This is a genomic window from Putridiphycobacter roseus (genome assembly GCF_003234935.1).
GTDB lineage: Bacteria > Bacteroidota > Bacteroidia > Flavobacteriales_D > Crocinitomicaceae > Putridiphycobacter > Putridiphycobacter roseus.
The window spans coordinates 1-24334 of sequence record NZ_QKSB01000009.1 but is presented as its reverse complement, the minus strand read 5'-3'; the positions used below and the strand labels follow the sequence as shown (position 1 = coordinate 24334).

The window sequence follows — 24334 nt, the reverse complement described above, 5'->3', positions numbered from 1 at the left end:
ATTTATTAATTATCCTTTAAAAAATAAGACTTTTAATCTTTATAATTATAAGTTTTTAATTTCTGTTTAATTTCCTCTAAATGTTTGAGTTTCTTTTTTTGTCTAGAACGGATAGCTGAACCTGTGAAATAGGTGTGTTGGGTAAGAAACTTCACCTGTATTTCATCCCAAGCTCTGTCAGAATCTATAGCACCATGTTCTCTTAATTCTAACCTTAATAGGTCAGCAATTACATGAAAATCATCCCGACCTAAGTAGTCTAAGTCGGCATCACACATTATTTGCTCGAGTAATGTTTTCGGACTTTGAGGTATTTCTGTTGCTTTTATCAAACCATCAATAACATCAATTTGCTGCTGTGTATAACCATATTTTGGTAAAGTTTCACGTGCCATTCGCATACCAATTTCTTCATTCTTATCATACTTTTCAACAAAACCAGCATCATGGTAGCTGGCCGCTGATTTGAGTAGGAATAAATCTTCATCCGTAATACCTTCCATCAAAGCTATTCGCTCCGCAGCTTCAGTTACATCTTTGGTGTGTTTTATACTGTGGTAGTATAACTTGTCCGATAACTCATCTTCTAACACTTTCATAATGTGCCGTTCTGCTTTCATATAGTTAATAGAACTATAAATATGCAAGTCAACTATTTGCCAGAATTTTTTATTTGGTTTAAGACCTGCACCATCTACCGATAATTCTGGTTTTATACCATTTACAAAATACATGTCTAATGTACCATTGTGCTTGGTTTGAATTTTACCTCTATAGGTACATAAAAAGTAAGGTGCTATAATTTCGTAAGTGTTACCAGATACATTAACCGTATTTGGCTCCCCATGCATCTCCATTCTTTGGGCCTGGTTAACAGTGGACCCCCAGATATCATAAGCAAATCGTTTTTGTCCAATTACTCCCGCGGTAACTTCTCCCGTATTAATTCCAATTCTAATATTCCAAGACTCTTTACCTTTTTCTTCTAGTTTGGCATTGTAGTCCAACATAAAGCTCTGAATGGCTAATGCTGCAAGTACTACTTCTATGGCATTACTTTTATTTCTTATGGGTACGCCACCAGCACACATGTATGCATCACCAATGGTTTTAATTTTTTCTAGATCAAAACGACTGATGATTTTATCAAAGTTAGTGAAGTAGCTGTCTAATTGACGAACCAATTCTTGGGGCTTCATGTTTTCAGCAATTTTGGAAAAGCCAACAAAATCAGTAAACATTACGGTAACTCTTTTATAATATCTTGCCTTGGATTTTCCTTTACTAATTAATTCAGCAGCTGTTCCTTCAGGTAATATATTTAACAATATCCCTTCTACCTTTTCTTTCTCTTTTTGAATTAATTCTTTTTGTAATTCAATCTTTTCTTTTTGTTCTTCAACTTGGGTGTTTTGGGCTATAATTTGGGTGTTTTGTTCTGAAATTTTTCTAGTTCTTTTTACAACTTCTAGTTCTAGTTTTATCTTTTGTCTTCTTATTTGTGCAACTCTAATTTGGTAGATGTATAGTATAACCATAAGAAAAACACCTAAACATATTATAATAAACCACCAGGTTAACCAAAAAGGTGGTGTGATTTTAATCTTAACTTTTGCAGGTCTAGCAGACCAAACCCCATCTGGATTTTTACTGTAAACCTTAAAAGTGTATTCGTCATGAGAAAGATTCATGTAATGCACTTTGTTGTCGTCGTCTAAAAAGGTATAATCATCATCATAACCTTCCAATATATATTTGTAGGAATTTTTTTCTGGGTTGGAATAGTGAGAACTAAAAAACTCAAATGAAATGTCATTTTGATAATAGGGAAGGACTAATGAAAGGGTATCGCTATAGTTGTGCGTCACAATTTCTTTTTGACTGGAGTTTTTTCGTTTATTATGTATGGTTATATTAGAAATAACCACCTTAGGTTTGATAGGGTTATTTTTAATGTCGTTGGCTTTAAATTTCATATAACCTTTTATTCCACCAAAATATAGGTTGTTGTCAGATGACTTGAAAAATGCATTAGTATTAAACTCATTGCTGGAAAGTCCGTCGTTGGTCGTGTAGTTGTGAAATGTTTTCGTTTCCGGATTAAATTTTGATAATCCCTTATTTGTACTGATCCAAATGTTTTTATCTGCATCTGATAACAGGCCATAAACGACATTGTTTGCTAGTCCATTCGATTCGGTATAATTAGTGATGGTAACTTTTTTAAGATCTAAAAGTTTTAAACCTTCACCATAGGTTCCTAACCATAAATTGTTAGTGTCAGTTTGAAGAATGGAAGTGATGTGACTGTTCGTTTCTATTTCACTATTGGTTAAAAACGGTATAAATAATTCATTATTGGATTCTATAATTAATTGATATAGGCCGTCATTGTTCGTGACAAACCAAAAGTTTCCTTTTAAATCTTTATATATTACTTTAACAGCACCATCACCAATGCTATAGCTAAGGTTGGAAGGGTGGTAAAATTTATAGTTTTGTGTTTCTGTGTCTATTAGGCTTAGACCAGAACGCGTTCCAATCCATAATTTACCCGCTTTATAGGGTTTTATTTGATAGACTCTAATAGATTGATCAAGTGTATTTTCTTGAAATTCAATTTTCGTAAAAGTATAGTCATTAGTGCTTTCTATATTTAAAAGAAATAAACCGTCGTCATAACCTAACCATATTTTTGTTGGCGTTTCTGGATAAATACTCATCAAATAGTGCTCATTTTTTTCTGGGCGATAATAATGCGAGAATAAATTTTTGTAAGGATGGTATACGGTTAAATCCTTTTTTGTGCCTACATAAATTTTGTGTTGCGTATCTTCACTGAACGACCAAACATTTTGATCTATTAGCCCTTGATCGGAATTGTTATTAATACCGACTGTAATAAAACCTTGTTTGTATTTGTCGAATTTTGCAACGCCTTTTTCAGTCCCTATCCAAACATTACCCGATTGGTCAGAAAATATGGTGTTGATGTGATCATCACACAAACTGTATGGGTTGTAAGGGTTAGTAGAATACTGGTAAAGTATTGGTTTTAAGGTGTAATTATCTTTTAATAAATATAAGCCATAATCTTTGGTGCCTAACCATATTTTGTGGTCACTTTCAATGTAAATGGATGTAAAATTTTGGTAATTTATTGCCGCAAATTTCGAAAAATTCTCTACTGTATAATTTTGATCTATACTGTATACACCAGCTGTAGTGCAGACTATTATATTGTTTTTATGAAAATAAAATTTGTTAATTTCACCAGTAATTAAAAAATCAGGCGCTTGAATTTTTGCAAAGTTATCATATGGATAATCCGCATAAAATATTTCGCCTTTTTTATTACCTAGCCATAGTTTATTTCTAGGGTCAATATATATGGTACTGAAGTCAGTAGAACGTTGAATGGCAGAAATGTTTTTAACAGTTTTTGTTGTAGTGTTAATTACATTTATACCGTTTTTTTCAGAAAGAGCCCAAATGTTATTGCCTTTGTCAATTGCTAAACTGGTAAAAATATAGCCTTTTAATTTTGGATAGGTCTGTTTATTGATTTTTGATATTTTCCCATTCAAAGGGTTGATACTTCCTATTCCTCTATTGGTGCCAAACCAAAGTGTTCCGTGTGCATCCTTAATTAGAGAATGCACGTAATTATTTGGAATTGAAGTGGAATCGTTTAACTTGTTTTTATAAACTGCAAATTCATACCCATTGAATCGGTTTAATCCATCTTGCGTGGCCATCCATATGTAACCAAAATTATCCTCTAGAATATTGGTGACATGGCTTTGTGATAGTCCGTCTTCTATGCCATAAGAATCAAACTTTACACTTTGTTGGGAATGGGATAAAAAATTTAGGAATATTAAAGCCGTAAAAAGAAATACTTTTTTCATGCTTAAATTTTTAAACCAATCACAAGAATATCATCTATCTGATCCATTTTTCCTTGCCAAGCCATTAATCTAGTATTTAATAATTCTCCTTGCAACTCTATGGGGTTGTTACTTATTTCTAATAGGTATTCTCTAAAACGATTGTACATTAATTTTCTTCCTTTTGGTCCGCCAAATTGATCAGGATAACCATCTGAAAAAATGTATACAGAATCTCCTTTTTGTAATTGTACTTTATGGTTGTCAAAATTTGCCTCCCCTGGTGCAAAGGAACCTATCGCTATTTTATTTGCTTTGATGATAATGAACTCCCCATCTCTAATAATGTATAGCGGATTATTTGCGCCAGAGTATTCCAATTCTAACGTATCGTGGTCTATTGCACACAAAGCGACATCCATGCCGTCCCTTACTTCGTTAGTAATGTCACTCTTATTAAGGGATTCAAATATGCTTTTATTCAAATAATCCAGCATAGCTGCAGGTTGACTGAGTTTTCCCTCCTTTAAGGCAGAGTTTAAACCATTAGAACCTAATAAACTCATAAATGCACCCGGTACACCATGACCAGTACAATCTACTATACTAAAAATAGATTTATTATTAATTTTTTCGAACCAGTAAAAATCGCCAGAAACAATATCTTTAGGTTTATATAGAATAAATGATTGTGGACAAATACTCTTTACTTTTTCTTGGGTTGGTAAAATTGAATTTTGAAGACGTTTCGCATAAACAATACTATCTCTAACGTCCTTGTACAACTCTTGTACCTTCTCTCTTTGTTTTACAACCTCTTCTGTTCTTTCCTCTACTTTACGTTCTAAGTTTCTTTCGGTTTCCTTTAACTCATCTCTCATGACAAGTAAGGCGTGACCTAATTCATCTTTATCACTCAACGGTTTGTAAAGTGAGTCAAACTTACTCTGTCCAACGTCTCGTGCAAAGGAAGTGGTTTTTTTAAGTCCACTGACCAGGTGATTTAAGGCATCCGACATTTCACCTATCTCATCATTACTCACCCTGGCAGATTGGTTAGGTATTATACCTTTTCCTAAAGCTAAAAGTATTTTTTTAAGATATCGGACAGGAGTAACTATTGATTTAGTAGTAAATATGGCAACTAAAGTGGCCAAGATAATGGAAAGTGCACCTAAGACCCAATAGAAGTTTAACTTTGAAAAAGTTTCAGTAGCCACATTAAAGGATTTTGAATTGTCATCCAATAGTTTTTCCTCTTGGTTTTCAAAATTAATTTGTAATGTTCTTAATTTAGTATCAATTAAGGAAGCTAAAACACTCACTGGTCCGTTTTGGTCAACCAATGGTCCGGCATAAAACATGGCAAATATGTCATCATAACTTGCAAAATCAGGTAAGTGAGTCATTATGACTTCATAACTTATAAGCAAACTGTCAATCAAAGGGGGTACTTCGTAAAATAATTGTGAGTTTTCAATATTTGACCAATTCCTAGACAGTAGTTTGATATCCTTAACCGCATCAGGAATTTTGTTTTGCATGATGGACTTTAGTTGTACTTTAAAAGGCTCTTCTTCTTTGGTTTGTTGAGAAACCCATTGGATTGCATATTGTTTTGAGTCTTTAATTATTAGTCTTAATGCACTTATTTTTTCTTTAGAAGGTGTGATGACATTTACCAACACACTGTTCATTTCCTTACTTTGCTCGAAAGTGTTAACCCCCTTGTTAACTGCGAAATAAGTCGCACCAAAAACGACCATAATCAGGATGATTAATATCCCGAAGCCAAGGCCGATCTTTTTACCGATTGTAAGTTTGAACTTCATAGGATAGATTAGTCGTTTTCTAATTTTTTACCCGTTACCTGCTCATATAATAGTTTGAAAAACTTTTCTTTTTCTTCATCTTGCATTGCGTGATGAATATTTCTAAGTCCTTCGATAACTTGTGGATTCTCTGGATCTAATTCGTAGGCTTTCATTAAAAATGGTAAGCCATTTTTATAAAGTCTTAATGCGGTAATTTGTAATTCTTCTATGCGATCTAATGGTGAAAGTGGATCAAGATGTATGATAATATCAGTTCCTAAATTGTAATAGGCTACGCCAATGTTGTAATTGGCATCATAATTTTCTGGATCTATATGTAAGGTTTTTTGAAACTTTTCTACAGCAATATTTAATTGCTTTTCTTGCTCTGTAAAACTCGCTAATTCATTATTCGCTTGCCAAGCAGACCCCAATGAATTAAAATACATGATGTCTAGTTGATCAAAATTATAGGTTGGGTTATTGTACATTAAATATTGCTCCTTATACTTTAAATAGCGGGCTTCACTTTTGTTCAATTCTCCCATTTTCAATAAATCAATGGATTCATTGTAGGTCTTCATAACTGTGTTTTGCGTAACAATGTTTATCTGTTTAAGCAATGCAGCGTCAGTCGATAGATTTTTTGCTTTACTTAAGGATACTAAAGCGACTAATCTGGTGTTATTTTCAGTTGTACTTTCTAATTCTCTGTATATTAATCCACGAATAAACCATACTTTATCCGTTTTTATTTGGTTGAACTGCAAAGCAGAATCAATCCATATTTTGGCAGTAACAAAGTCCTTCTTTTGATAGAACTCATATGCCTTTAACGGATAATTTGTGGTTTGGCTATGCCCAACTTGCGGTCTAAATCCCAGCACAAATAATGATATGTAAAATAATAATCTCATTCAATTTTTTTTATGGCCAATTCAATAAGTTTTGATGCTAGAATCAATTTTCTTTTTTTTGCGTTACGGACATTCACTTCGTAGGATTGCTTATTATTTATTTCTACAAAATTAATGACTGCTCCTTTATTTAAATAACCAGTTCGATTAGTTACTAACAAAGTACTCTGTGATTTAATTTTTTCATTCACAGAATTTATTAAACTGCTTTGAGATTTATCTAAAAATAATAAATTTACCTTATCTATTTCCGAGATCTTAGCATATTTTACTATTTTGATATCTTGGCCACCAATCCTTTTTTCTTCGTACTTCTTTTTTAGCTCTAAGTAAACTTTATTGTCTTTACTTAACACGCCAATAATAAAGTCGCCTTTTTTATAATTAGAAGGCCAATCGGCTAATGAAGCAAAGTTATATAAGTATAAGGCCTTAAGCACACTTTGCGTGTCCTTAAACTTACTATCACCAGTCTGATTATTTACAGAAGTGAAAATAAATAATGAAAAAATGGATAATATAAATATCTTTAAATTCAAATCGCTTTAATATAATTCCAAGCCCTAACTTACTAAAATAATGCCAAACTTTTAAATTTGACCAGGTGTTTCTGTCGTTACCATATTCACTATGTCTCTATCAAATAAGTAAAGACCACCTTTATCGTTACCAATTAATTTTATTTTATCCAATACGTTTCTTGCTAAAGCTTCTTCTTCAAGTTGTTCAGCAACAAACCATTGCATGAAATTATGCGTGGTGTAATCTTTCTTTTGAATACAAATGTGTACGATTTCGTTAATGGCATTAGTCACCATTATTTCGTGATTTAACAAATCAATAAATAACTCTTCCAACGATTCGAAATTATCTTTTGGTGTGTCTAATTTTGGAATTTTGGCTTTTCCGCCACGCTCATTGATAAATTTAACTAACTTAAGCATGTGTAGTCTTTCTTCATCAGAATGCGCATAAAGAAATTGTGCCGTACCACTCAATCCATTTTGATCTGCCCAACTTGCCATGGATAGGTATAGTTGTGAAGAATTTGCTTCTTTCTGAATTTGTGAGTTTAAGGCTTTTTCTATTTCTTTATCTGGCATATTTGTAATATTTTGTCTTACAAATTTAACCCATAACCTAAATTATACCTAATTTTAGAGAGAATATTTTTTAGATGAATCAAACTACAAAAAACAAGCCTGGGAAAAAAAAGGGAATTTTGAAATCAGCCATCATTAACCTTTATAAAAAAGAACCTAGAAAGACTTTTAATTATAAACAAATCGCAGAGTTATTAAATGAAAATCAAGCTGCTGATCGTAAATTAATTTATGGCATATTATTGGAACTAAGTGAAGAAGGATTATTAAAAGAGATGCAAAAAGGAAAATTTAAAAGTACATACACGGCAAAGTTAAAACAAGGTAGAATTGAATTTACACGTAGAGGCGCAGGTTATGTTATAACAGAGGATGGCGATATTTATATCGCTCCTAAAGCCACTAATCATTCTTTACACGGTGATACAGTATCCGTAAAAATTTTGAAACGAAAAAATAAGAATAAAAAAAATGAAGAAGGCGTAGTTGTGGATATCATTGAGCGTGCAAATGAACAATTGGTAGGAACCATAGAAGCTAATGATAAATTTGCCTTTTTAATTCCCGATAATCCAAAAATTGATGTCGACGTATTTGTGCCTCTTTCTAAAATGAATGGCGCTAAATCTGGTTATAAAGCAATTGTAAAATTATTAGAATGGCCAGATGATGCTAAAAATCCTTTTGGTGAGATAATTGAAGTGCTTGGTAGACCAGAATCGAATGAGGCGGAAATGAAAGCAATACTTATTTCTAATGGTATCCCATTTGTCTTTCCAGATGAAGTAATAAAGGAAGCAGCAGCAATTTCTACTACACTTAACCAATCTGAAATAGATAAACGTAAAGATTTACGTGATGTTTTAACCATGACCATTGACCCCGTGGATGCGCGAGATTTTGATGATGCGATTTCTCTTGAGTTTTTAGAGAATGGGAATTTTCATATTGGGGTGCATATTGCAGATGTGGGTCATTATGTTTCTCCAGGTTCTGAACTGGATAAGGAAGCCTATAAAAGAGGGAATTCTGTATATCTGGTTGACCGTGTAATTCCTATGTTGCCAGAACATCTGTCAAATGGCGTTTGTTCTTTGCGTCCAAATGAGGATAAGTTTACATTTTCTGCCATGTTTGAAATCGATAAAAATGGTAAAGTGCTTAATGAGTGGTTTGGAAAAACAGTTACTTGTTCAGATAAACGGTTTACCTACGAAGAAGCACAAGAAGTAATTGAAAGCGGTAAAGGGGAACATGATAAAGCTTTATTAACCATTGACGGACTTGCTAAAATTTTAAGAAAAGAAAGGTTGAATAATGGTGCTTTGGAGATTCAAAGCGAAGAATTAAGGTTTGAATTAAACGAAGAGGGTGCACCTATTAACGCCTACAAGAAAATAACTAAAGACTCTAATAAATTGGTGGAAGAGTTTATGCTTTTAGCCAATAAAAAAGTAGCAAAGTATGTGGGAGATGTCAAGACACATAAACATGTAATTCCATTTATTTATCGAATTCACGATAAGCCAGATAAGGAAAAAGTAGAGCTATTTAGAGTTTTCTTACAGAAGTTTGGAAAAGAGTTCAAGTATAAAAATGAAAAAGACATAGCACTTGAAATGAATAAAGTTTTTCAAGAAATGAAAGACGAACCTAGCTTTTCTATGATTCAAAGTATGGCCATTCGAAGTATGTCAAAAGCAGTATATGAAACAGAGAACATAGGGCATTACGGTCTTGGTTTTAGTTATTATACCCACTTTACTTCTCCGATTAGAAGGTATGCCGATTTGTTGGTACACAGAATATTATTTGAAACTATTCACCATAAAAACCAACAACATCCAGGTCTTAAAGATACTGCTTTACATATTTCTCAAACCGAGAGAAGAGCAGTCAATGCAGAGCGTGATTCTCAAAAGTTTTTCCAAGCATTTTATGTGAAAGACAAAATTGGAGAATCTTTTTCTGGGAAAATTACTGGTATCACAGAATGGGGAATGTATGTAGAAATGACCGACTTGAATTGTGAAGGTATGGTGCAGATAAAATCCATGAAAGATGACAAGTATTATTTTGATGAAAAGAAATTTTCTGTAATTGGTGCTCGTTATGGTGAAGAGTTTAATGTAGGAGATGCCGTTAGTGTAGTCATTGAAAAGGTAAGTTTGACAAGAAAACAAATTGATCTTAAGCTAGTAGAATAAGGTTTACTTAAGTAATTTTCCTTTTAATTTATAGTTTACGCCAAAGCTATAAATGTGGTTTTTTTCTAGGCTCTCTTGGTAATTTCTTTCTTGAATGTACTTAAATGAAATTTGCCATTTTTTATTCACTTTATAACTGAACCCAGGACTAATTCTTACGGTAAAAAAGTTTTTGTTGGCGTAGTATGGATCGAAAAGCCATTCGTTTTCAATAAAAGGTTGTATTCTTTTAAAAGCATAGCTTATTTCGTATTTGAATCTATGCTGCATGGCATAGCTCGGACTAATGTATTCGTTGACTGCGGTTAACCGATTATAATCAAACTGATATTTATATCTTATTTTTAAGGTTAAGTCCTTGTTTGAAAAAAGAGGCTGCTTATACTTAAGGGTAATGAAGAGACGGTTGTCTATTTGAAAATTGGGATCTTTTTCTTTTCGACTAATGCGGTAGCCAATGCCAATATCAAACGGTTTAATAAGGTTATAGGAGGTTGAAATTTCGGTAAAAGTAGATTTTAAAGTAGAAATGTTATGGTTAAATCTACTTTGGGCTTCAATGCTTGCTGACCAATTCTTCAATAATTTTGATTCTACGCTTATGCCTGTCCATAAGTTAGCATCTTGCGTTTGCGCATGACCATATTGACTTATTAGCAATAGGCAGATAAAACAGGTGTGTTTAATCATAACGGATGATTTCGCCAGTATCGAATACTTCCTTTTTATCGGTAATCAGTATCTCTTTAGTAATGGCATTTTGTCCACTTAAACAAGTGTCACATTGTGAATATACATACAAGGTATAAGTTCCCTTATTTAAGTTAGTGAATATATAGCTGCCATCATAACTAGTAGTAGTTTTATCGTTGTACGTATTGTCTTCCGTGCCATAAATAATATATACATCTTCATCTGTAGCAGGATAAGTTGCGGTTAATTCACCAGCTGAATTAAGATCGTAGGTAACAATAGTGCCTTTTATAGTAGCAAATCCACCTTCTCCTTCTGTTTTATTGCAGGAAAGAAGTACAAGTGTAGACAATAGATAGATAAGGTATTTCATGGATTACGTCGATATATTAATAGTTGATTTAATTTAAAATTAACATTATATTAATAAAGGACGTGGAAATTACATTTAATTAACGAAAAACGACAGTAAAAATTATTCGGATTTAAATTGGATTCAAGACCATTTTAAGAGGATAGTTACTTATTATTGAATTCACTCATGGTTTTATTCAATCCAATGGTAGTAAATGCCTTTATTATTGCAACCGCTGCATCCATTCTTTCTGGTAACATTTCCTTTTCATTTTTAGGCCACTCGCCCAAAACATATTCTACCAATTGTCCTGGATGAAAATCGTTCCCAACACCAAATTTTAGTCTGGAGTAATTACTTGTGTTTAGCACTAGGTTTATATCTTTTAAACCGTTATGTCCTGCATCACTACCTTTTCCTTTTAGTCGTAATTTTCCAAATGGAATGGCTATATCGTCTACCACGATTAGTAGTTTTTGCAGTGTGATTTTTTCTTTTTGCATCCAATAATTTACTGCTTTTCCACTTAAATTCATAAAAGTAGATGGTTTTAAAAGGATGAGGGTTCTCCCTTTGAATTTAAATTTTGCAACTTCTCCTAATTTTTCAGTTTCAAATGTAGTTTCACTGTCCCCAATTAAATGATCGAGTACTTTAAAGCCAATATTATGTCTGGTGTTTTCATATTTTGCGCCTGGGTTTCCGAGGCCAACAATTAGGTATTTCATAAGTTTGGGTATACAAAAAAAGGTGATTACAAATGTAATCACCTTTTTTAAAAATAACAATTTAAAACTTTTATTCCGCTGCTTCTTCTGCTGCTGCTTCTGGAGCTGCTGCTGCTTCTTCTTCTTCAAGATCGATTGCACCTCTAGACATTTTGATAGATACTACTACTGCATTTGGTGCATTTAATATCTTTAATTCTCCAGTTTCTAATGCTTTCACTCTAATGGATTGACCAATTCTAAGTTTAGTAATGTCAACATTAATTGTTTCTGGAATATCTTTTGGATAACCTAAAACAGTTAATTTTCTAAATACTTGTTGTAATCTACCACCATTCATTACACCAATTGATCTACCACTTACAGTTACTGGAATATCAATTTTAACCATTTTATCATCTTGTAATTCTAAAAAGTCAACATGTAAAATTTTATCTGTTACAGGATGTTGTTGTGAATCTTGAATGATTGTTTTTACTTTTGTACCGTCAATATTAATGTTGACTGAATATACATTTGGAGAAAACATGATTTTATATAAATCCATGTGTTTAACGCTGAAATGTGTTTGCTTTCCAGAACCATAAACTACACATGGTACTCTACCTTCATTTCTTACAGCTTTCGCATCTTTTTTCCCTACGTTCGTTCTAAGCGAACCGCTCAATGATACTTCTTTCATTTTATTTTTATTTATTTATTTACGAGATAATAAAGTGTGAACTTATAGATTCATGGTTAACCATGCTTTTCATAACTTCAGCATATAACTGCGCTACGCTCAACACTTTGATTTTACTACTTTCTTTCCCATTTAATGGAATGGAATCAGTTACTATTAATTCTGTTAAGGAAGATTTTTCAATTCTTTCTAGTGCAGGTCCTGATAAAACTGCGTGCGTACAAAAAGCACGTACAGATGTTGCACCATTTTGCATGAATAAATCTGCCGCTTTGGTTAATGTGCCTGCTGTATCAACCATATCATCTACTAGAATGACATCTTTTCCTTTAACATCACCAATTACAGTCATTTCTGCAACTTCGTTTGCCACTTTTCTTTGTTTATGGCACATTGCAAGACCAATGTTTAATTTTTTCGCATAAGAGTTAGCTCTTTTTGCTCCTCCTGCATCTGGGGCTGCCATGATCAAATTTCCTGTATCAATTTGTTGTAGATATGGAAGGAAAATGGTGGAAGCATATAAATGGTCTACTGGTACTTCAAAAAATCCTTGAATTTGATCAGCGTGTAAATCCATGGTCATTATACGATCAACACCAGTTGAACGTAACATATTAGCTACCATTTTTGCTCCAATCGGAACTCTTGGCTTAGATTTTCTGTCTTGTCTAGCAAATCCAAAATAAGGAATTACTGCAGTTACAGATTTTGCAGATGCCCGTTTTGCAGCATCTATCATCAGTAAAAGTTCGAATAAATTTTCTGTTGGAGGCATAGTCGATTGTATTAAAAATACATCTTGACCACGAACTGTCTCTTCAAATGAAGGTTCAAATTCTCCATCACTAAATTCAGTAACGATTACATTACCAAGGTTTTTGCCGTAACTTAAAGCAATTTTTTCTGCTAAAGATTTTGTGGCTCTGCCTGAAAATATTTTAATTCCTGATGACATGCGTTAGTTTTATTGGGGGTGCAAATGTAATTAAATATTATCATTCAAACAATTTTGAGCTTTACAATCTACTCAATTTGCGAATGGGTTTATTTATACATGGCTTTGTTGGTTTTTTTATCTATAGTTTTAATCGCTTTAAAGGCTGATTAAACTACTTTAATAGGTAGCATGATTACTGTTATTTAATAATGGTCATAATTATTTTTTCTAATTTTTTTTTGGGCCCTTCAGGGTCCGTAAGACATTTAACATTAAGTGACTATTCAGTAATCAGAGTATGTGTTAAAAAAGAGTGGCTTTTGCTAATTACTTTACTTCTTTTGTTATTCCTATCTCATTGTAATTTTCAGAATTAATAATACCTTTATACCTTCAAAAGATACAAGTTATGAAATATAAAAAAATAGCAAAAAACTTATTTGTAAAGAACAGACAAAAATTTGTAAAAAGGATGGAAAATAATGGAATTGCCATTTTCAATTCTAATGATATCTATCCAATTAGTGCAGACAGTACTATGCCATTTCAGCAACACAGAGATATTTTTTATTTATCTGGTGTAGATCAAGAAGAGAGTATTTTGGTCTTATTTCCAAATGCATTTGATGAAAAGCATAGAGAAATGCTTTTTTTAAAAGAAACAAATGAGCACATAGCTGTTTGGGAGGGTGAAAAACTTACCAAACCTGCAGCTTTCGAAACTAGTGGTATTAAAAATGTATATTGGTTAGACCAGTTTGATGCCATCATGAAAGTGGTGATGGCACAGGCCGATAAAATTTATTTTAACAAGAATGAACATACTAGAGCCAATACAATTGTTCAAACTAGGGAAGATAGATTTATAGAAAGTTTTTCGAAGAATCATCCTAGTCATAGTGTTAGAAAGTCGTCTCCAATAATGCATGCCATTAGAAGTATTAAGGAAGATACTGAAATCGCCTTGATGCAAGAAGCATGTGATATTACTGAAAAAGGATTAAGGAGAATCTTAGGTTTTATTAAACCCGGGGTAATGGAGTATGAAATTGAAGCTGAATTGATGCATGAATTTTTAAGAAATCGCTCTAATGGTTTTGCATATACGCCTATTATCGGATCTGGAAAAAATGCTTGCGTTTTACATTACATTGAAAACAACCAACCTTGCCAAGATGGAGATGTAATTTTAATGGATTTTGGTGCTGAATATGCAAACTATGCTTCTGATATGACAAGATGTGTTCCGGTTAATGGACGATTTTCTGAACGTCAAAAGGCGGTCTATAATGCAGTACTTAAAGTGAAAAAAGAAGCGGAAAAATTATTGGTCCCAGGTACATATTTGCATACTTATCATGCGGAAGTTGGAAAATTGATGGAGTCGGGACTACTTGATTTAGGATTAATAGACCAAACAGATATCAAAAATCAAGATCCAGAATGGCCAGCCTATAAGAAATATTTTATGCACGGAACTTCTCACTTTATAGGTCTAGACACGCATGATGTGGGTTCTTGGACAGTGCCTATAGAAGCTGGAATGGCGTTTACGTGTGAACCTGGTATTTATATTCCGGAAGAAGGTATTGGTATTAGAATTGAAGATGATTTAATTGTACAAGAAAGTGGTGACCCTTTTAATTTGATGCGTAATATACCTATTGAAGCAGAAGAGATTGAAGATTTAATGCAGCATGGTTAAAACCGTATTAGTAAATGATGTGGATTATAGATACACGGTATCGGGCAAAGGTCCTTTAATGGTATTTATTCACGGTTTTTTAGAGACTAGTCAAATTTGGGAGGACATCAGTTTAAGTTTTGAAGACGATTATAAAGTCTTAAAAATTGATTTACCAGGGCATGGAGTGAATAGTCATTTGTTGGATTTTTTTTCAATACAACAGATGGCGTCCTTAGTGTTAGAAATATTGAAAGTCGAAAAGAATAGTCCACCAATTGTGATTGGTCATTCTATGGGTGGGTACGTTGGGTTAGAAATAGCGCAATTGATACCCATCCATTTAATCTTATTGCATTCCAATTTTTGGGAAGATTCCCCTCAAAAAAAACTAGACAGACAAAGATTGGTGGAGGTAGTGGAGAATAACAAAAAGAGTTTTATCCAAAGAGCAATTCCGAATTTGTTTGCGAAAAGCAATGTACAAAATCATTGGGTCGCTATAGAAAACATAAAAGCAATGGCTTTGAGAATCGATAAGGCCGTTATTCAGAATTGTACCAGAGCCATGTTAGAAAGAAATGACTTTTCTGCCCAAGCTAAACATGCCAATTGGCAAGTCATACAAGGAGATTTAGATCCCATTGTTACAACTTCCCGTATGGCGGAATATTTAAGGGGCACTGAATTAAATTGTTATACAATTTCTAACTGCGGCCATATGGGATTTATTGAGCAACCGAAGGAATTAACCGAAGTTTTAATGCACACAATAAAGGACAGATCTTAAATTACTGCTAAAAAAGGGTGTTTTTTAATTTATTTAAAATAATTTTGTTGATTCACCGTTAATTGAAATTATATATTATTCAATGTTTAAAACCTTTAAACTTACTTATACTGTAATCACCATTTTTGCTTTGTTGATTATCAATGCATGTTCCACGGAAAAAGATGCAGCACTCAATGTTGGTTATCATAATATGACCGCAAGGTTTAATGGGTATTTTAATGCTGGTGAAATTATTAACCAATCTGCCAGTTCATTTAGAAATAAATATAAGGAGGATTACACGCAGATATTGGCGCTTGAGGTATATCCGAATGAAAAAGAGGCTTCAGAATTATTTCCAGATATGGACAAGGCCATTGAAAAGTGTTCTAAAGTAATTTATCGCCATTCAATGCCTGATCCAAATGTGGTAAGTCGAAAGAAAGATGAATATTGCAGATGGATAGATGATAATTGGTTTTTAATTGGAAAAGCACACTTCTATAAAAGAGAATTTGATAAAGCGGAAGAGAAATTTAAATACATCATTAAAGAGTACAATCATGCCGCAACGAAATATGCTGCAAAAATTTGGCTCGCAAAAATTTATATTGAACAAGGTGACTATTCAAAAGCAAATTTACAATTAATTTCTGCTGAAAATGACATGAAATTAGCGGCCGAAGAAGAAAAGGAAGGAATGTTTTCTTTCTTAAAAAAAAGTGGCCCGAAAAAAAATAAATACCAGCGAGCAAGGGAAAAACGGGAAAAGAAAAAGAAGAAAAAGGAGAAAAAAGAAGAGCATGCACCTGAAAAGTTTACAGATGATTTAAAAAAGGATTACGAATTAACGTTGGCTAATTTAAGTATCAAACAAGAGAATTATCCCAAAGCAATTACACAGTTAGAAAAAGCAATTACCTTGACCAAGAAACGAAAAGAACGGGCTAGGTATGAGTATATATTGGGACAGTTATACCAACAGTTAGGAAAAAATGCTGCGGCAAGTAGTCATTTTAACCGTGTCATTAATTCGAATGCAATTTATGAAATGCGTTTTTATGCTAAAATAAATAAAGCTTTAACCGCTAATTCAAATCCTACTGAACTGAGAAAAGATTTGAATAAAATGTTGAAAGATGAAAAAAACTTGGAGTATAGAGATCAGGTATATTTTGTTTTAGCGGATATTGATTTACGGGAAGGTAATAGAGCAGCCGCCATAGTGAATTTAACCAAATCTGCTCAGTTTTCGGTAAATAACGATAAACAAAAAGCAAAGTCTTATTTAAAGCTTGCGGATATGCATTTTGAAGATAAATTGTATATCAAATCACAAAAATATTACGACAGTTGTGTTACTGTCCTCCCCAAAGAACATGAGGATTATAGTCGAATTGAAAACAAAGCAAAAAGTTTGTCTAGTTTGGTAGAAAACTATGAGGTTTATTCCAAAGAAGATAGCTTACAAGCACTTGTCTCACTTTCTGAAAAGGATTTGGAAAAAGAGTTAAAAAACATCCTCAAAGATATTCAAGAAAAAGCACGAATAAAAAAAATTACTGAAAAGCTAAAATTAGAAGAGCAACAAAGAAGATTGAGTGCGGTAAACACTGTAAATGGGGAAGGTTCAAAATGGTACTTTTATAATCAAAAATCCTTGGCGAAAGGTTATAATGATTTTAAATTAAATTGGTCTTCTCGAGAACTAGAGGATGACTGGAGAAGGTCGAACAAGCAACAGTCGAATGAATTCAAAGAACTTGCGGTTGACTCTACAGTAGTGTCGGTTGATTCTTTAACCATAGACATTTTAATGGAAGGATTACCGCTGAGTGATGAAGCACTAAGTAAATCAAAAGACGATCAAATGGTGGCCATGTATAATTTGGGTATGATTTATAAAAATCAGTTAAGTGAAGAAAAAGAAGCGATAGATTATTTTCAAAAAATACTAAGAAAAAATTATCCACATGAAAAAGTATTACCAGCTGCATATCAATTGTATTTGATTGAAAAGTTAAAAGGTTCTAGCAAACAAAAAGAGTATGAGAACTACATAAAGACAAATTTTCCAAATTCAGATATCGCCAATTTAATTTCAAACCCTTCTTATTTTGAAGAAAAAGAACGCATAGAACAAGAAGATTTATTGACCTATAAAAAAGCACTAAATTTATACGAATTACAACAATATGTAGCTACCATAACCTATTGTAATAATATAATATTTAACGATCAGGATAATAAATATTTGAATAAATATTATATTTTAAAGGCCAAAGCAATTAGTAAAACCGGCATTGGTGGAGCAACTGCTGCAATAGCTCCTTTGGAAGATTTAATTGCCTTGAGTCCCGACTCTCCAGAAGGTATATATGCTGCTAATTATATCAATCAGACTAATAATGGAGATGATGTTCAAGAAAAATTAAAATACAAACCTAGTTTAACGGAGCCGCATTATTTAATTGTACTAATTCCGGAAGACAAAGAGAATTTGTTAAACGAAGTGAAGATAAAAATTTCCAATTTTAATGCCTCTTACTTTAATGGAGATGGTATAAAAATAATTTCGACTTTGATAGATGAGACTGGTCAAGTTATATTAGTTAAACAATTCGATAACTACGCAAAAGCAGAAGTGTATAAAAATGCCTTTACTTCCATTCCTGCTAAGTCACTTTTGAATAATATTGCGAGTGACTATACGTATTACTTAATTACTAAACCCAATTTTTCCATCTTGCAGTCGACAAAAAATATGGAAGAATATAACACGTTTTACCTAGAAAATTATTAATTATGATTGATCAAATAGCTTTAAACGAATTATTTACAGATAGTAAGGATAGTAGTGTTGAAAAAATTAGTGAGGATATTTATAAGATTGACGGGGAAGTGATTGAAGTTTTGGATTTAAATCCAGACCTTAAAACTTTAAAATTTAGACACAATCATAATACACATGAGGTTCAATTTAAAAATGAATTAGATTTTACTTTAGATAAAATGGGTATTAAGAGAAGTTTTGATGCCGTTAACACGGATATTAAAGCACCTATGCCTGGAAAAGTAATTGCAATTAAGGTTAAACCTGGTGATCAGGTTAAAAAAGGAGATGCTTTATTAATTTTAGAGGCCATGAAAATGGAGAATGTATTGAAGGCCCAGCATGATTGCGAAATTAAAACTGTTCTTGTTGAGGAATTAAACAATGTGGAAAAAAATCAACTTTTAATTGAACTATCGGTTTAAGTAAATTGTCGATTTTCCTTTCCACTTAACACTATTTAAATCTAAAATCAATTTAATTTTTCGAAATTACCTTTATCTTTGAACAGTATTAATTAAAAATAAATTATTATGTCATTTGAATTACCAAAATTACCATACGCATTTGATGCATTAGAGCCTAACATTGATAAACAAACAATGGAAATTCATTATGGAAAACACCATCAAGGATATACCAACAATTTGAATAATGCAATTGCAGGAACTGAATTGGAAAATAAAACAATCGAAGAAATTTTAGTACAAGGATTTAATACGCCAGCAGTTAGAAATAATGGTGGTGGATTCTATAACCACAGTTTATTTTGGACTGTAATGTCGCCTAACGGTGGTGGAGAACCTACAGGTGATGTTGCTAAAGCAATTGATGCTGCTTTTGGTTCATTTGAAGCTTTTAAAGATATTTTCTCTAAAGCTGCAGCAACTAGATTTGGTTCTGGTTGGGCTTGGTTGTGTTCAGATAAAAATGGAAAATTAGAAGTTTGTTCTACACCTAACCAAGACAATCCTTTAATGCCAGGTGTTGCTTGCGAGTCACAACCTATTTTAGGTTTAGATGTATGGGAACATGCTTATTACTTAAAATATCAAAATCGTAGACCAGATTACATCAATGCTTTCTTTAACCTTATTAACTGGGAAGAAGTGAACAGAAGATATGTAGCAGCGCAATAATTAAATTCTACCCATAAAATTTAAAATCCTTTGCTATGCAAAGGATTTTTTTTTGTACTTTATATCTCTAGCAGACACATGGAAAATAATTGGAACTATTCGGAATTTGAAGAAAATGATCAACTTATTGATTTGATTGAAGCATTAGATGTTTCTAAAACTATTGGAGAATTATTGATTAATAGAGGGATTGACTCATTTGATAAAGCTAAAAAGTTTTTCCGTCCCGACATAGAAGAACTCCATAACCCCTTTTTGATGAAGGGAATGGATGAAGCTGTTATTAGAATTCAAGATGCTATAGATAACAATGAAAATATATTAATTTATGGAGATTATGATGTAGATGGTACTACATCAGTGGCCTTGATGTTTCAGTATTTAAGAAATTTCACAAAGAATCTACATTATTATATTCCGGATAGATACAAAGAGGGGTATGGTGTTTCCAATATTGGAGTAGATTTCGCAATTGACAATAATTTTTCTCTAGTCATTGCTTTGGATTGTGGTATTAAAGCAGTAGATAAGGTAGAAAGAGCAAAGACTAATGATGTAGATTTTATTATATGTGATCACCATACGCCAGGTGAAATATTACCAAACGCCATTATATTAAATCCTAAGCAAAAAGGATGTACTTATCCTTTTAAGGAATTATGCGGTTGTGGTGTTGGTTTTAAATTGGCTCAAGCTTTAAATGATAGTTTTGCTTTGCCCTTTTCTGAAGTGGAACATTTACTGGATTTGGTGATGGTGGCTATAGGGGCCGACATGGTTTCTGTAATGGGGGAAAATAGGATTCTTGCATACCATGGATTAAAGAAGTTAAACCAAGCGCCAAGAATTGGGTTTTCAGTATTGCTAGAGCTGGCTGGTAAGCAGACCCCCCTGACAGTGACGGATGTTGTGTTTACTTTGGCACCAAGAATTAATGCAGCAGGGAGAATTAAATCGGGTAATAAAGCGGTAGAGCTACTTTTAGCTACTACTATGATGGAAGCGCAAAGTATAGGAAAGGAAATTAACGAGTACAATACTACTAGACGCCTTATTGAAAAAGATATAACCGAAGAAGCGTTAACTATGATCAGTAGTAATGTGGATGAAGATAAGCAGTTTACAACGGTTTTGTATAATGATACATGGCATAAAGGAGTGGTTGGTATCGTGGCTTCACGTGTGATTGAAAAATATTATAAACCAACCATCATATTAACCGAATCTAATGGCATGGCAGTTGGTTCCGTTAGAAGTGTAGAAAATATTAATGTGTATGAAGCATTGTGTGCATGTGAAGAACATATAGAACAATTTGGAGGACATATGTACGCTGCAGGATTAACCTTAAGAATTGAAAAAATTGATGATTTTAGAGTTGCTTTTAATGAAGCTGTTAAAATACAATCTGACGCCAAAAGAAAAATACCAAAGATAGCCGTTGAGGCTGAAATTGATTTTAGAGATATATTTTTAGAAGAGCAAAATAGTATACCAAAATTTTATAGGATTCTTAAACAATTCGCCCCATTTGGTCCTGATAATATGAATCCCATATTTAGAACAAATATGGTTAGGCCTGTAAATTCGCCTAAAATTTTAAAAGAAGCACACCTTAAAATTAAATTGGTGCAAGATGATATTGAAATAGATGCTATAGGGTTTAATTTTCAAGATCAGTTTAAGTATCTCGATAATAAGGTTTTTAATGTGGTGTATCATCTAGAAGAAAATCGGTGGAAAGGCAAATCTAACTTACAGTTGATTCTAAAAGACCTTAAACCCTATTCCTAATTAACAAATTAAAGTTATTAACAAAAATTTGTATTTATTAACATATCGAAAAATTTTGTAGTTTTGTTTTGTTAAACAATACTTATGAAAGATACTTTGGAATTAAAGTGCTTTAAATCAAATAGTTTTAGATTTAGGGCATCAAATTTGCTATTCACTCTTATTTTTGTATTACCAATTTTTTTTCCACAACAACTTTTTGCTGAGGGAACTAAAGAAGTAATGCCTACTGCTACAAACGGTGTAGGTTTGTATGTAGGGGACGCAAATTCATCCGGTCCATTTTTTAATTCACCAGATGAAAACAAAATCAGATTTGAAATTGCAGATCATGTTAATGAAAACTTTTATTTTGGAGGTAAATTTTACGACCGAGTAATCCTAGCCCAAAGAGGAGATGTTTATATTAGAATAAAAGATGGTTCTGGAACTGTTGTATATGGACCGCAATTATTTCCTTTACTTGGAACAGGACATATTGCAGATTATACCGAAGCTGTTGCTGGACCAAATATCGCTGGGACCGCCCCAACAGGTTATACGCCGCTTTCATTTGATCCTACTGCTAATGGAGAGTATTTCATTGAAATATACTCCTCACTAACAGCCGGTATTTCTTCCACCAATGAATATGTGGTAGGTGTATTTTTTGATTTTACAGTAGCTACAAATGCTGGTGTAAGAAAGTCTGGACGTATTAGTTGTCAGAAATGGTCGTTTTTGACTTATAATCCTTCTAATTTTGAGGGAGATCTAAATTATTCATTTAATGGTGACTATTACGCTTATACTAAGGATAGCTCGATTATTCGTATGGAATTCGCGAATGGTTTTAAGCCATTTGGTTATGAATTAGCAATGAATTATTATGGTGTAATTAATACAGGTAGTTTTATTTATGATAGAAAATCTGTTATTTCTCCTGCAGGTGCACCACCATTGAATAATGGTTATAAAACGTTTTTAAATTTACCTGATACTTTAGTTTTTATACCCACAAGAACAGCACCTTCACCGGTGTTGACGAATCAAATATATGGATGTCCTGGGGAATATTATATCCCGTATTATATTCAAAGTGCTGGAGATTTAGCACTATTGTTAGATATCAATGGCATACCAGGTTATCAATCTGCTACATCTGATAAAGTAATTGAAATTTATGGTGCTGCTGCCGGTAATGGTATTATTGCTTGGGATGGTTTTGATGGATTAGGCAATCCTGTTTTAGGTGGTGCAAACATTAATCTGCAAGCTACCTTGTTTAAAGGAAGGACGAATATTCCAATGTATGATGCAGAAATAAATGCTAATGGTTTTCAAGTAACCTCTATTTTTCCACTGCCTGGATCGAAAAAATTGTATTGGGATGATTCTGATTTAGTGAATTATGGAACTTGTGCAAATATATTAACGGATAATAATACAGGTGCTGGTTATGCAGATATTAATTTACTAGAAGGTGTGTTTGGCCCCCAACATGCTTGGGATGGTGCTGGACCAACTTTGGCTGTGCCGGCTCCAAATTTATTTGATGGTTCTACTACCGTTTCTACTTGTGATGATTTCGGAAATGCTAGAACTATTAATACCTGGTTTTACTCCTCTAATGTAGCTTCTGGTTTAGTCGCAAAAATTCTTCCTAATTGTGATAACGATAATGATGGTATTACTGATGATTTAGACTTAGATGATGATAATGACGGAATTTTAGATCTAACTGAACATTCCTCCGACCCATTGGCTGATCATGATTTTGATGGATTTCCAAATTATATTGATGCGCAGTTCCCTGGTTTTGTCGATTCAAATTTTGATTTGATTAATGATAATTTTGACCTTGATTTAGATGGTATAATTAATAGTTTTGATATAGATGCAGATGGAGATAATTGTTCTGATGTAATAGAAGCTGGTTATACAGATGTAGACGGAAATGGAGAAGTAGATGGAACTGGGCTTAATGCTAATGGGACTGTTAGTGGTTCAGACGGTTATGGTGCTTTAGCAGACGATAATTCAAATGGAACGGATGATTATTTGGAGATAAACGATCAAGATGGTGACGGTTTAGGCGATAAATGTGACGCGGATAGAGATGGTGATGGTATACCAGATATCGTAGAAGGTACTTTAGACAGTGATGGAGATGGTATTCCAAATAACCAAGATTTAGATTCAGATAATGATGGTGTTTCAGATTTAGTAGAAGCTGGCGGAACAGATGCGAATGGAGATGGTGTTTTAGATGATGTTACCGATACAGATGGAGATGGTATTCCTGACTTAGTGGATCCAGATAACGGTGGCACTGTTTTAACTATTCCAGATAGTGATAATGATGGTCTTATTGATGCCTTAGATGTAGATTCAGATAATGATGGTATTGCAGATGTGATAGAAAACGGTGGCACAGATCCAGATGGTGACGGTCAAATCGGAACTGGACCAATTACGGACACAGACGGTGATGGTTTATCAGATATCGTAGATACCGACAATGGTGGAACCGCATTAACTAATCCAGATACAGATTTAGATGGTCTTATTGATGCCTTAGATATCGATTCAGATAACGACGGAATAGTAGATGCAATTGAAGCAGGAGGAACAGATGCAGACGGAGATGGACAAATTGGTTCAGGTGTAATTACTGATACAGATGGTGATGGTATGAGTGATATTGTAGATACTGATGATGCAGGAACCCCACTTACTTTACCAAATACTGATGGAACAGGTGGACCAAACTATTTAGACATAGATGCAGATGACGACGGTAT

17 protein-coding genes and 1 pseudogene are annotated in these 24334 nt (G+C 33.2%); 8 read left to right on the top strand and 10 right to left on the bottom strand.

The window, feature by feature from the left end; genetic code table 11:
* Positions 1–32: 32 nt before the first annotated feature.
* Genes DNU06_RS13340 through DNU06_RS13320 form a run of 5 tightly spaced genes read right to left on the bottom strand, consistent with a single transcriptional unit; the run spans position 33 to position 7724 of the window.
* Complete coding sequence (locus tag DNU06_RS13340) at positions 33–3911, bottom strand: adenylate/guanylate cyclase domain-containing protein (protein ID WP_111063990.1); 3879 nt, start codon at positions 3909–3911, stop codon at positions 33–35.
* A 2-nt stretch (positions 3912–3913) separates the two neighbouring features.
* Positions 3914–5722 (bottom strand): SpoIIE family protein phosphatase, encoded by a 1809-nt coding sequence (locus tag DNU06_RS13335; protein WP_111063989.1) that lies wholly within the window; start codon positions 5720–5722, stop codon positions 3914–3916.
* An 8-nt stretch (positions 5723–5730) separates the two neighbouring features.
* A complete protein-coding gene (locus tag DNU06_RS13330; RefSeq protein ID WP_111063988.1) occupies positions 5731–6621 on the bottom strand; it encodes a tetratricopeptide repeat protein in 891 nt (296 codons plus the stop codon).
* On the bottom strand, positions 6618–7160 hold the full coding sequence (locus DNU06_RS13325; RefSeq protein WP_111063987.1) for a YfiR family protein: 543 nt from the start codon (positions 7158–7160) through the stop codon (positions 6618–6620). The genes DNU06_RS13330 and DNU06_RS13325 overlap by 4 nt, the downstream gene beginning before the upstream one ends.
* 51 nt (positions 7161–7211) lie before the next feature.
* The gene (locus DNU06_RS13320; RefSeq protein ID WP_111063986.1) at positions 7212–7724 is read right to left on the bottom strand and encodes a ferritin; all 513 of its coding nucleotides are present in this window, start codon (positions 7722–7724) and stop codon (positions 7212–7214) included.
* A 74-nt stretch (positions 7725–7798) separates the two neighbouring features.
* On the opposite strand from DNU06_RS13320, the gene rnr reads away from it, so the two are divergent.
* Positions 7799–9931, top strand: coding sequence for a ribonuclease R (gene rnr / locus DNU06_RS13315; RefSeq protein ID WP_111063985.1), 2133 nt, complete (start codon positions 7799–7801; stop codon positions 9929–9931).
* A 3-nt stretch (positions 9932–9934) separates the two neighbouring features.
* Here the strand turns inward: rnr and DNU06_RS13310 are convergent, their stop codons facing one another.
* The 5 genes from DNU06_RS13310 to DNU06_RS13290 form a co-directional block, all read right to left on the bottom strand.
* Complete coding sequence (locus DNU06_RS13310; RefSeq protein ID WP_111063984.1) at positions 9935–10621, bottom strand: DUF2490 domain-containing protein; 687 nt, start codon at positions 10619–10621, stop codon at positions 9935–9937.
* Positions 10614–10997, bottom strand: coding sequence for a hypothetical protein (locus DNU06_RS13305; RefSeq protein WP_111063983.1), 384 nt, complete (start codon positions 10995–10997; stop codon positions 10614–10616). Before DNU06_RS13305 ends, DNU06_RS13310 begins: the two co-directional genes overlap by 8 nt.
* A gap of 146 nt (positions 10998–11143) precedes the next feature.
* Complete coding sequence (gene pth, locus DNU06_RS13300; protein WP_111063982.1) at positions 11144–11707, bottom strand: aminoacyl-tRNA hydrolase; 564 nt, start codon at positions 11705–11707, stop codon at positions 11144–11146.
* 70 nt (positions 11708–11777) lie between these two features.
* Positions 11778–12389 carry a 50S ribosomal protein L25/general stress protein Ctc gene (locus tag DNU06_RS13295; RefSeq protein WP_111063981.1) on the bottom strand — a complete coding sequence of 204 codons (612 nt, stop codon included), beginning with the start codon at positions 12387–12389 and terminating at the stop codon, positions 11778–11780.
* Positions 12390–12408: 19 nt separating this feature from the next.
* The gene (locus DNU06_RS13290; RefSeq protein WP_111063980.1) at positions 12409–13347 is read right to left on the bottom strand and encodes a ribose-phosphate pyrophosphokinase; all 939 of its coding nucleotides are present in this window, start codon (positions 13345–13347) and stop codon (positions 12409–12411) included.
* Between the two features lie 391 nt (positions 13348–13738).
* Between DNU06_RS13290 and DNU06_RS13285 the strand changes: the two genes are divergently transcribed.
* The 7 genes and pseudogenes from DNU06_RS13285 to DNU06_RS13255 all read left to right on the top strand — a co-directional run.
* Positions 13739–15034, top strand: a complete 1296-nt coding sequence (locus tag DNU06_RS13285; RefSeq protein ID WP_111063979.1) for an aminopeptidase P N-terminal domain-containing protein — start codon at positions 13739–13741, stop codon at positions 15032–15034.
* Positions 15027–15803: an alpha/beta fold hydrolase gene (locus tag DNU06_RS13280; protein ID WP_111063978.1), complete on the top strand. Its 777-nt coding sequence runs from the start codon at positions 15027–15029 to the stop codon at positions 15801–15803. Before DNU06_RS13285 ends, DNU06_RS13280 begins: the two co-directional genes overlap by 8 nt.
* 82 nt (positions 15804–15885) lie before the next feature.
* Entirely contained in the window at positions 15886–18588 is a 2703-nt protein-coding gene (gene porW / locus DNU06_RS13275; RefSeq protein WP_111063977.1) for a type IX secretion system periplasmic lipoprotein PorW/SprE, read from the top strand.
* A 2-nt stretch (positions 18589–18590) separates the two neighbouring features.
* A complete protein-coding gene (locus DNU06_RS13270; RefSeq protein ID WP_111063976.1) occupies positions 18591–19043 on the top strand; it encodes an acetyl-CoA carboxylase biotin carboxyl carrier protein subunit in 453 nt (150 codons plus the stop codon).
* Between the two features lie 108 nt (positions 19044–19151).
* A complete protein-coding gene (locus DNU06_RS13265) occupies positions 19152–19757 on the top strand; it encodes a superoxide dismutase (RefSeq protein WP_111063975.1) in 606 nt (201 codons plus the stop codon).
* Between the two features lie 78 nt (positions 19758–19835).
* A complete protein-coding gene (gene recJ / locus DNU06_RS13260; RefSeq protein WP_111063974.1) occupies positions 19836–21551 on the top strand; it encodes a single-stranded-DNA-specific exonuclease RecJ in 1716 nt (571 codons plus the stop codon).
* A gap of 84 nt (positions 21552–21635) precedes the next feature.
* Positions 21636–24334 (top strand): annotated as a pseudogene (locus DNU06_RS13255) (hypothetical protein); the annotation flags it as partial.

Excerpts from the sequence above, each read along its gene's own strand:
- recJ (WP_111063974.1), top strand. The coding sequence starts at position 19,836 with ATGGAAAATAATTGGAACTATTCGGAATTTGAAGAAAATGATCAACTT.
- pth (WP_111063982.1), bottom strand. The coding sequence starts at position 11,707 with ATGAAATACCTAATTGTTGGCCTCGGAAACCCAGGCGCAAAATATGAA.
- DNU06_RS13270 (WP_111063976.1), top strand. The coding sequence starts at position 18,591 with ATGATTGATCAAATAGCTTTAAACGAATTATTTACAGATAGTAAGGAT.
- DNU06_RS13280 (WP_111063978.1), top strand. The coding sequence starts at position 15,027 with ATGGTTAAAACCGTATTAGTAAATGATGTGGATTATAGATACACGGTA.
- DNU06_RS13290 (WP_111063980.1), bottom strand. The coding sequence starts at position 13,347 with ATGTCATCAGGAATTAAAATATTTTCAGGCAGAGCCACAAAATCTTTA.
- DNU06_RS13285 (WP_111063979.1), top strand. The coding sequence starts at position 13,739 with ATGAAATATAAAAAAATAGCAAAAAACTTATTTGTAAAGAACAGACAA.
- DNU06_RS13335 (WP_111063989.1), bottom strand. The coding sequence starts at position 5,722 with ATGAAGTTCAAACTTACAATCGGTAAAAAGATCGGCCTTGGCTTCGGG.
- DNU06_RS13320 (WP_111063986.1), bottom strand. The coding sequence starts at position 7,724 with ATGCCAGATAAAGAAATAGAAAAAGCCTTAAACTCACAAATTCAGAAA.
- DNU06_RS13265 (WP_111063975.1), top strand. The coding sequence starts at position 19,152 with ATGTCATTTGAATTACCAAAATTACCATACGCATTTGATGCATTAGAG.
- porW (WP_111063977.1), top strand. The coding sequence starts at position 15,886 with ATGTTTAAAACCTTTAAACTTACTTATACTGTAATCACCATTTTTGCT.
- DNU06_RS13295 (WP_111063981.1), bottom strand. The coding sequence starts at position 12,389 with ATGAAAGAAGTATCATTGAGCGGTTCGCTTAGAACGAACGTAGGGAAA.
- rnr (WP_111063985.1), top strand. The coding sequence starts at position 7,799 with ATGAATCAAACTACAAAAAACAAGCCTGGGAAAAAAAAGGGAATTTTG.
- DNU06_RS13330 (WP_111063988.1), bottom strand. The coding sequence starts at position 6,621 with ATGAGATTATTATTTTACATATCATTATTTGTGCTGGGATTTAGACCG.
- DNU06_RS13305 (WP_111063983.1), bottom strand. The coding sequence starts at position 10,997 with ATGAAATACCTTATCTATCTATTGTCTACACTTGTACTTCTTTCCTGC.
- DNU06_RS13340 (WP_111063990.1), bottom strand. The coding sequence starts at position 3,911 with ATGAAAAAAGTATTTCTTTTTACGGCTTTAATATTCCTAAATTTTTTA.
- DNU06_RS13310 (WP_111063984.1), bottom strand. The coding sequence starts at position 10,621 with ATGATTAAACACACCTGTTTTATCTGCCTATTGCTAATAAGTCAATAT.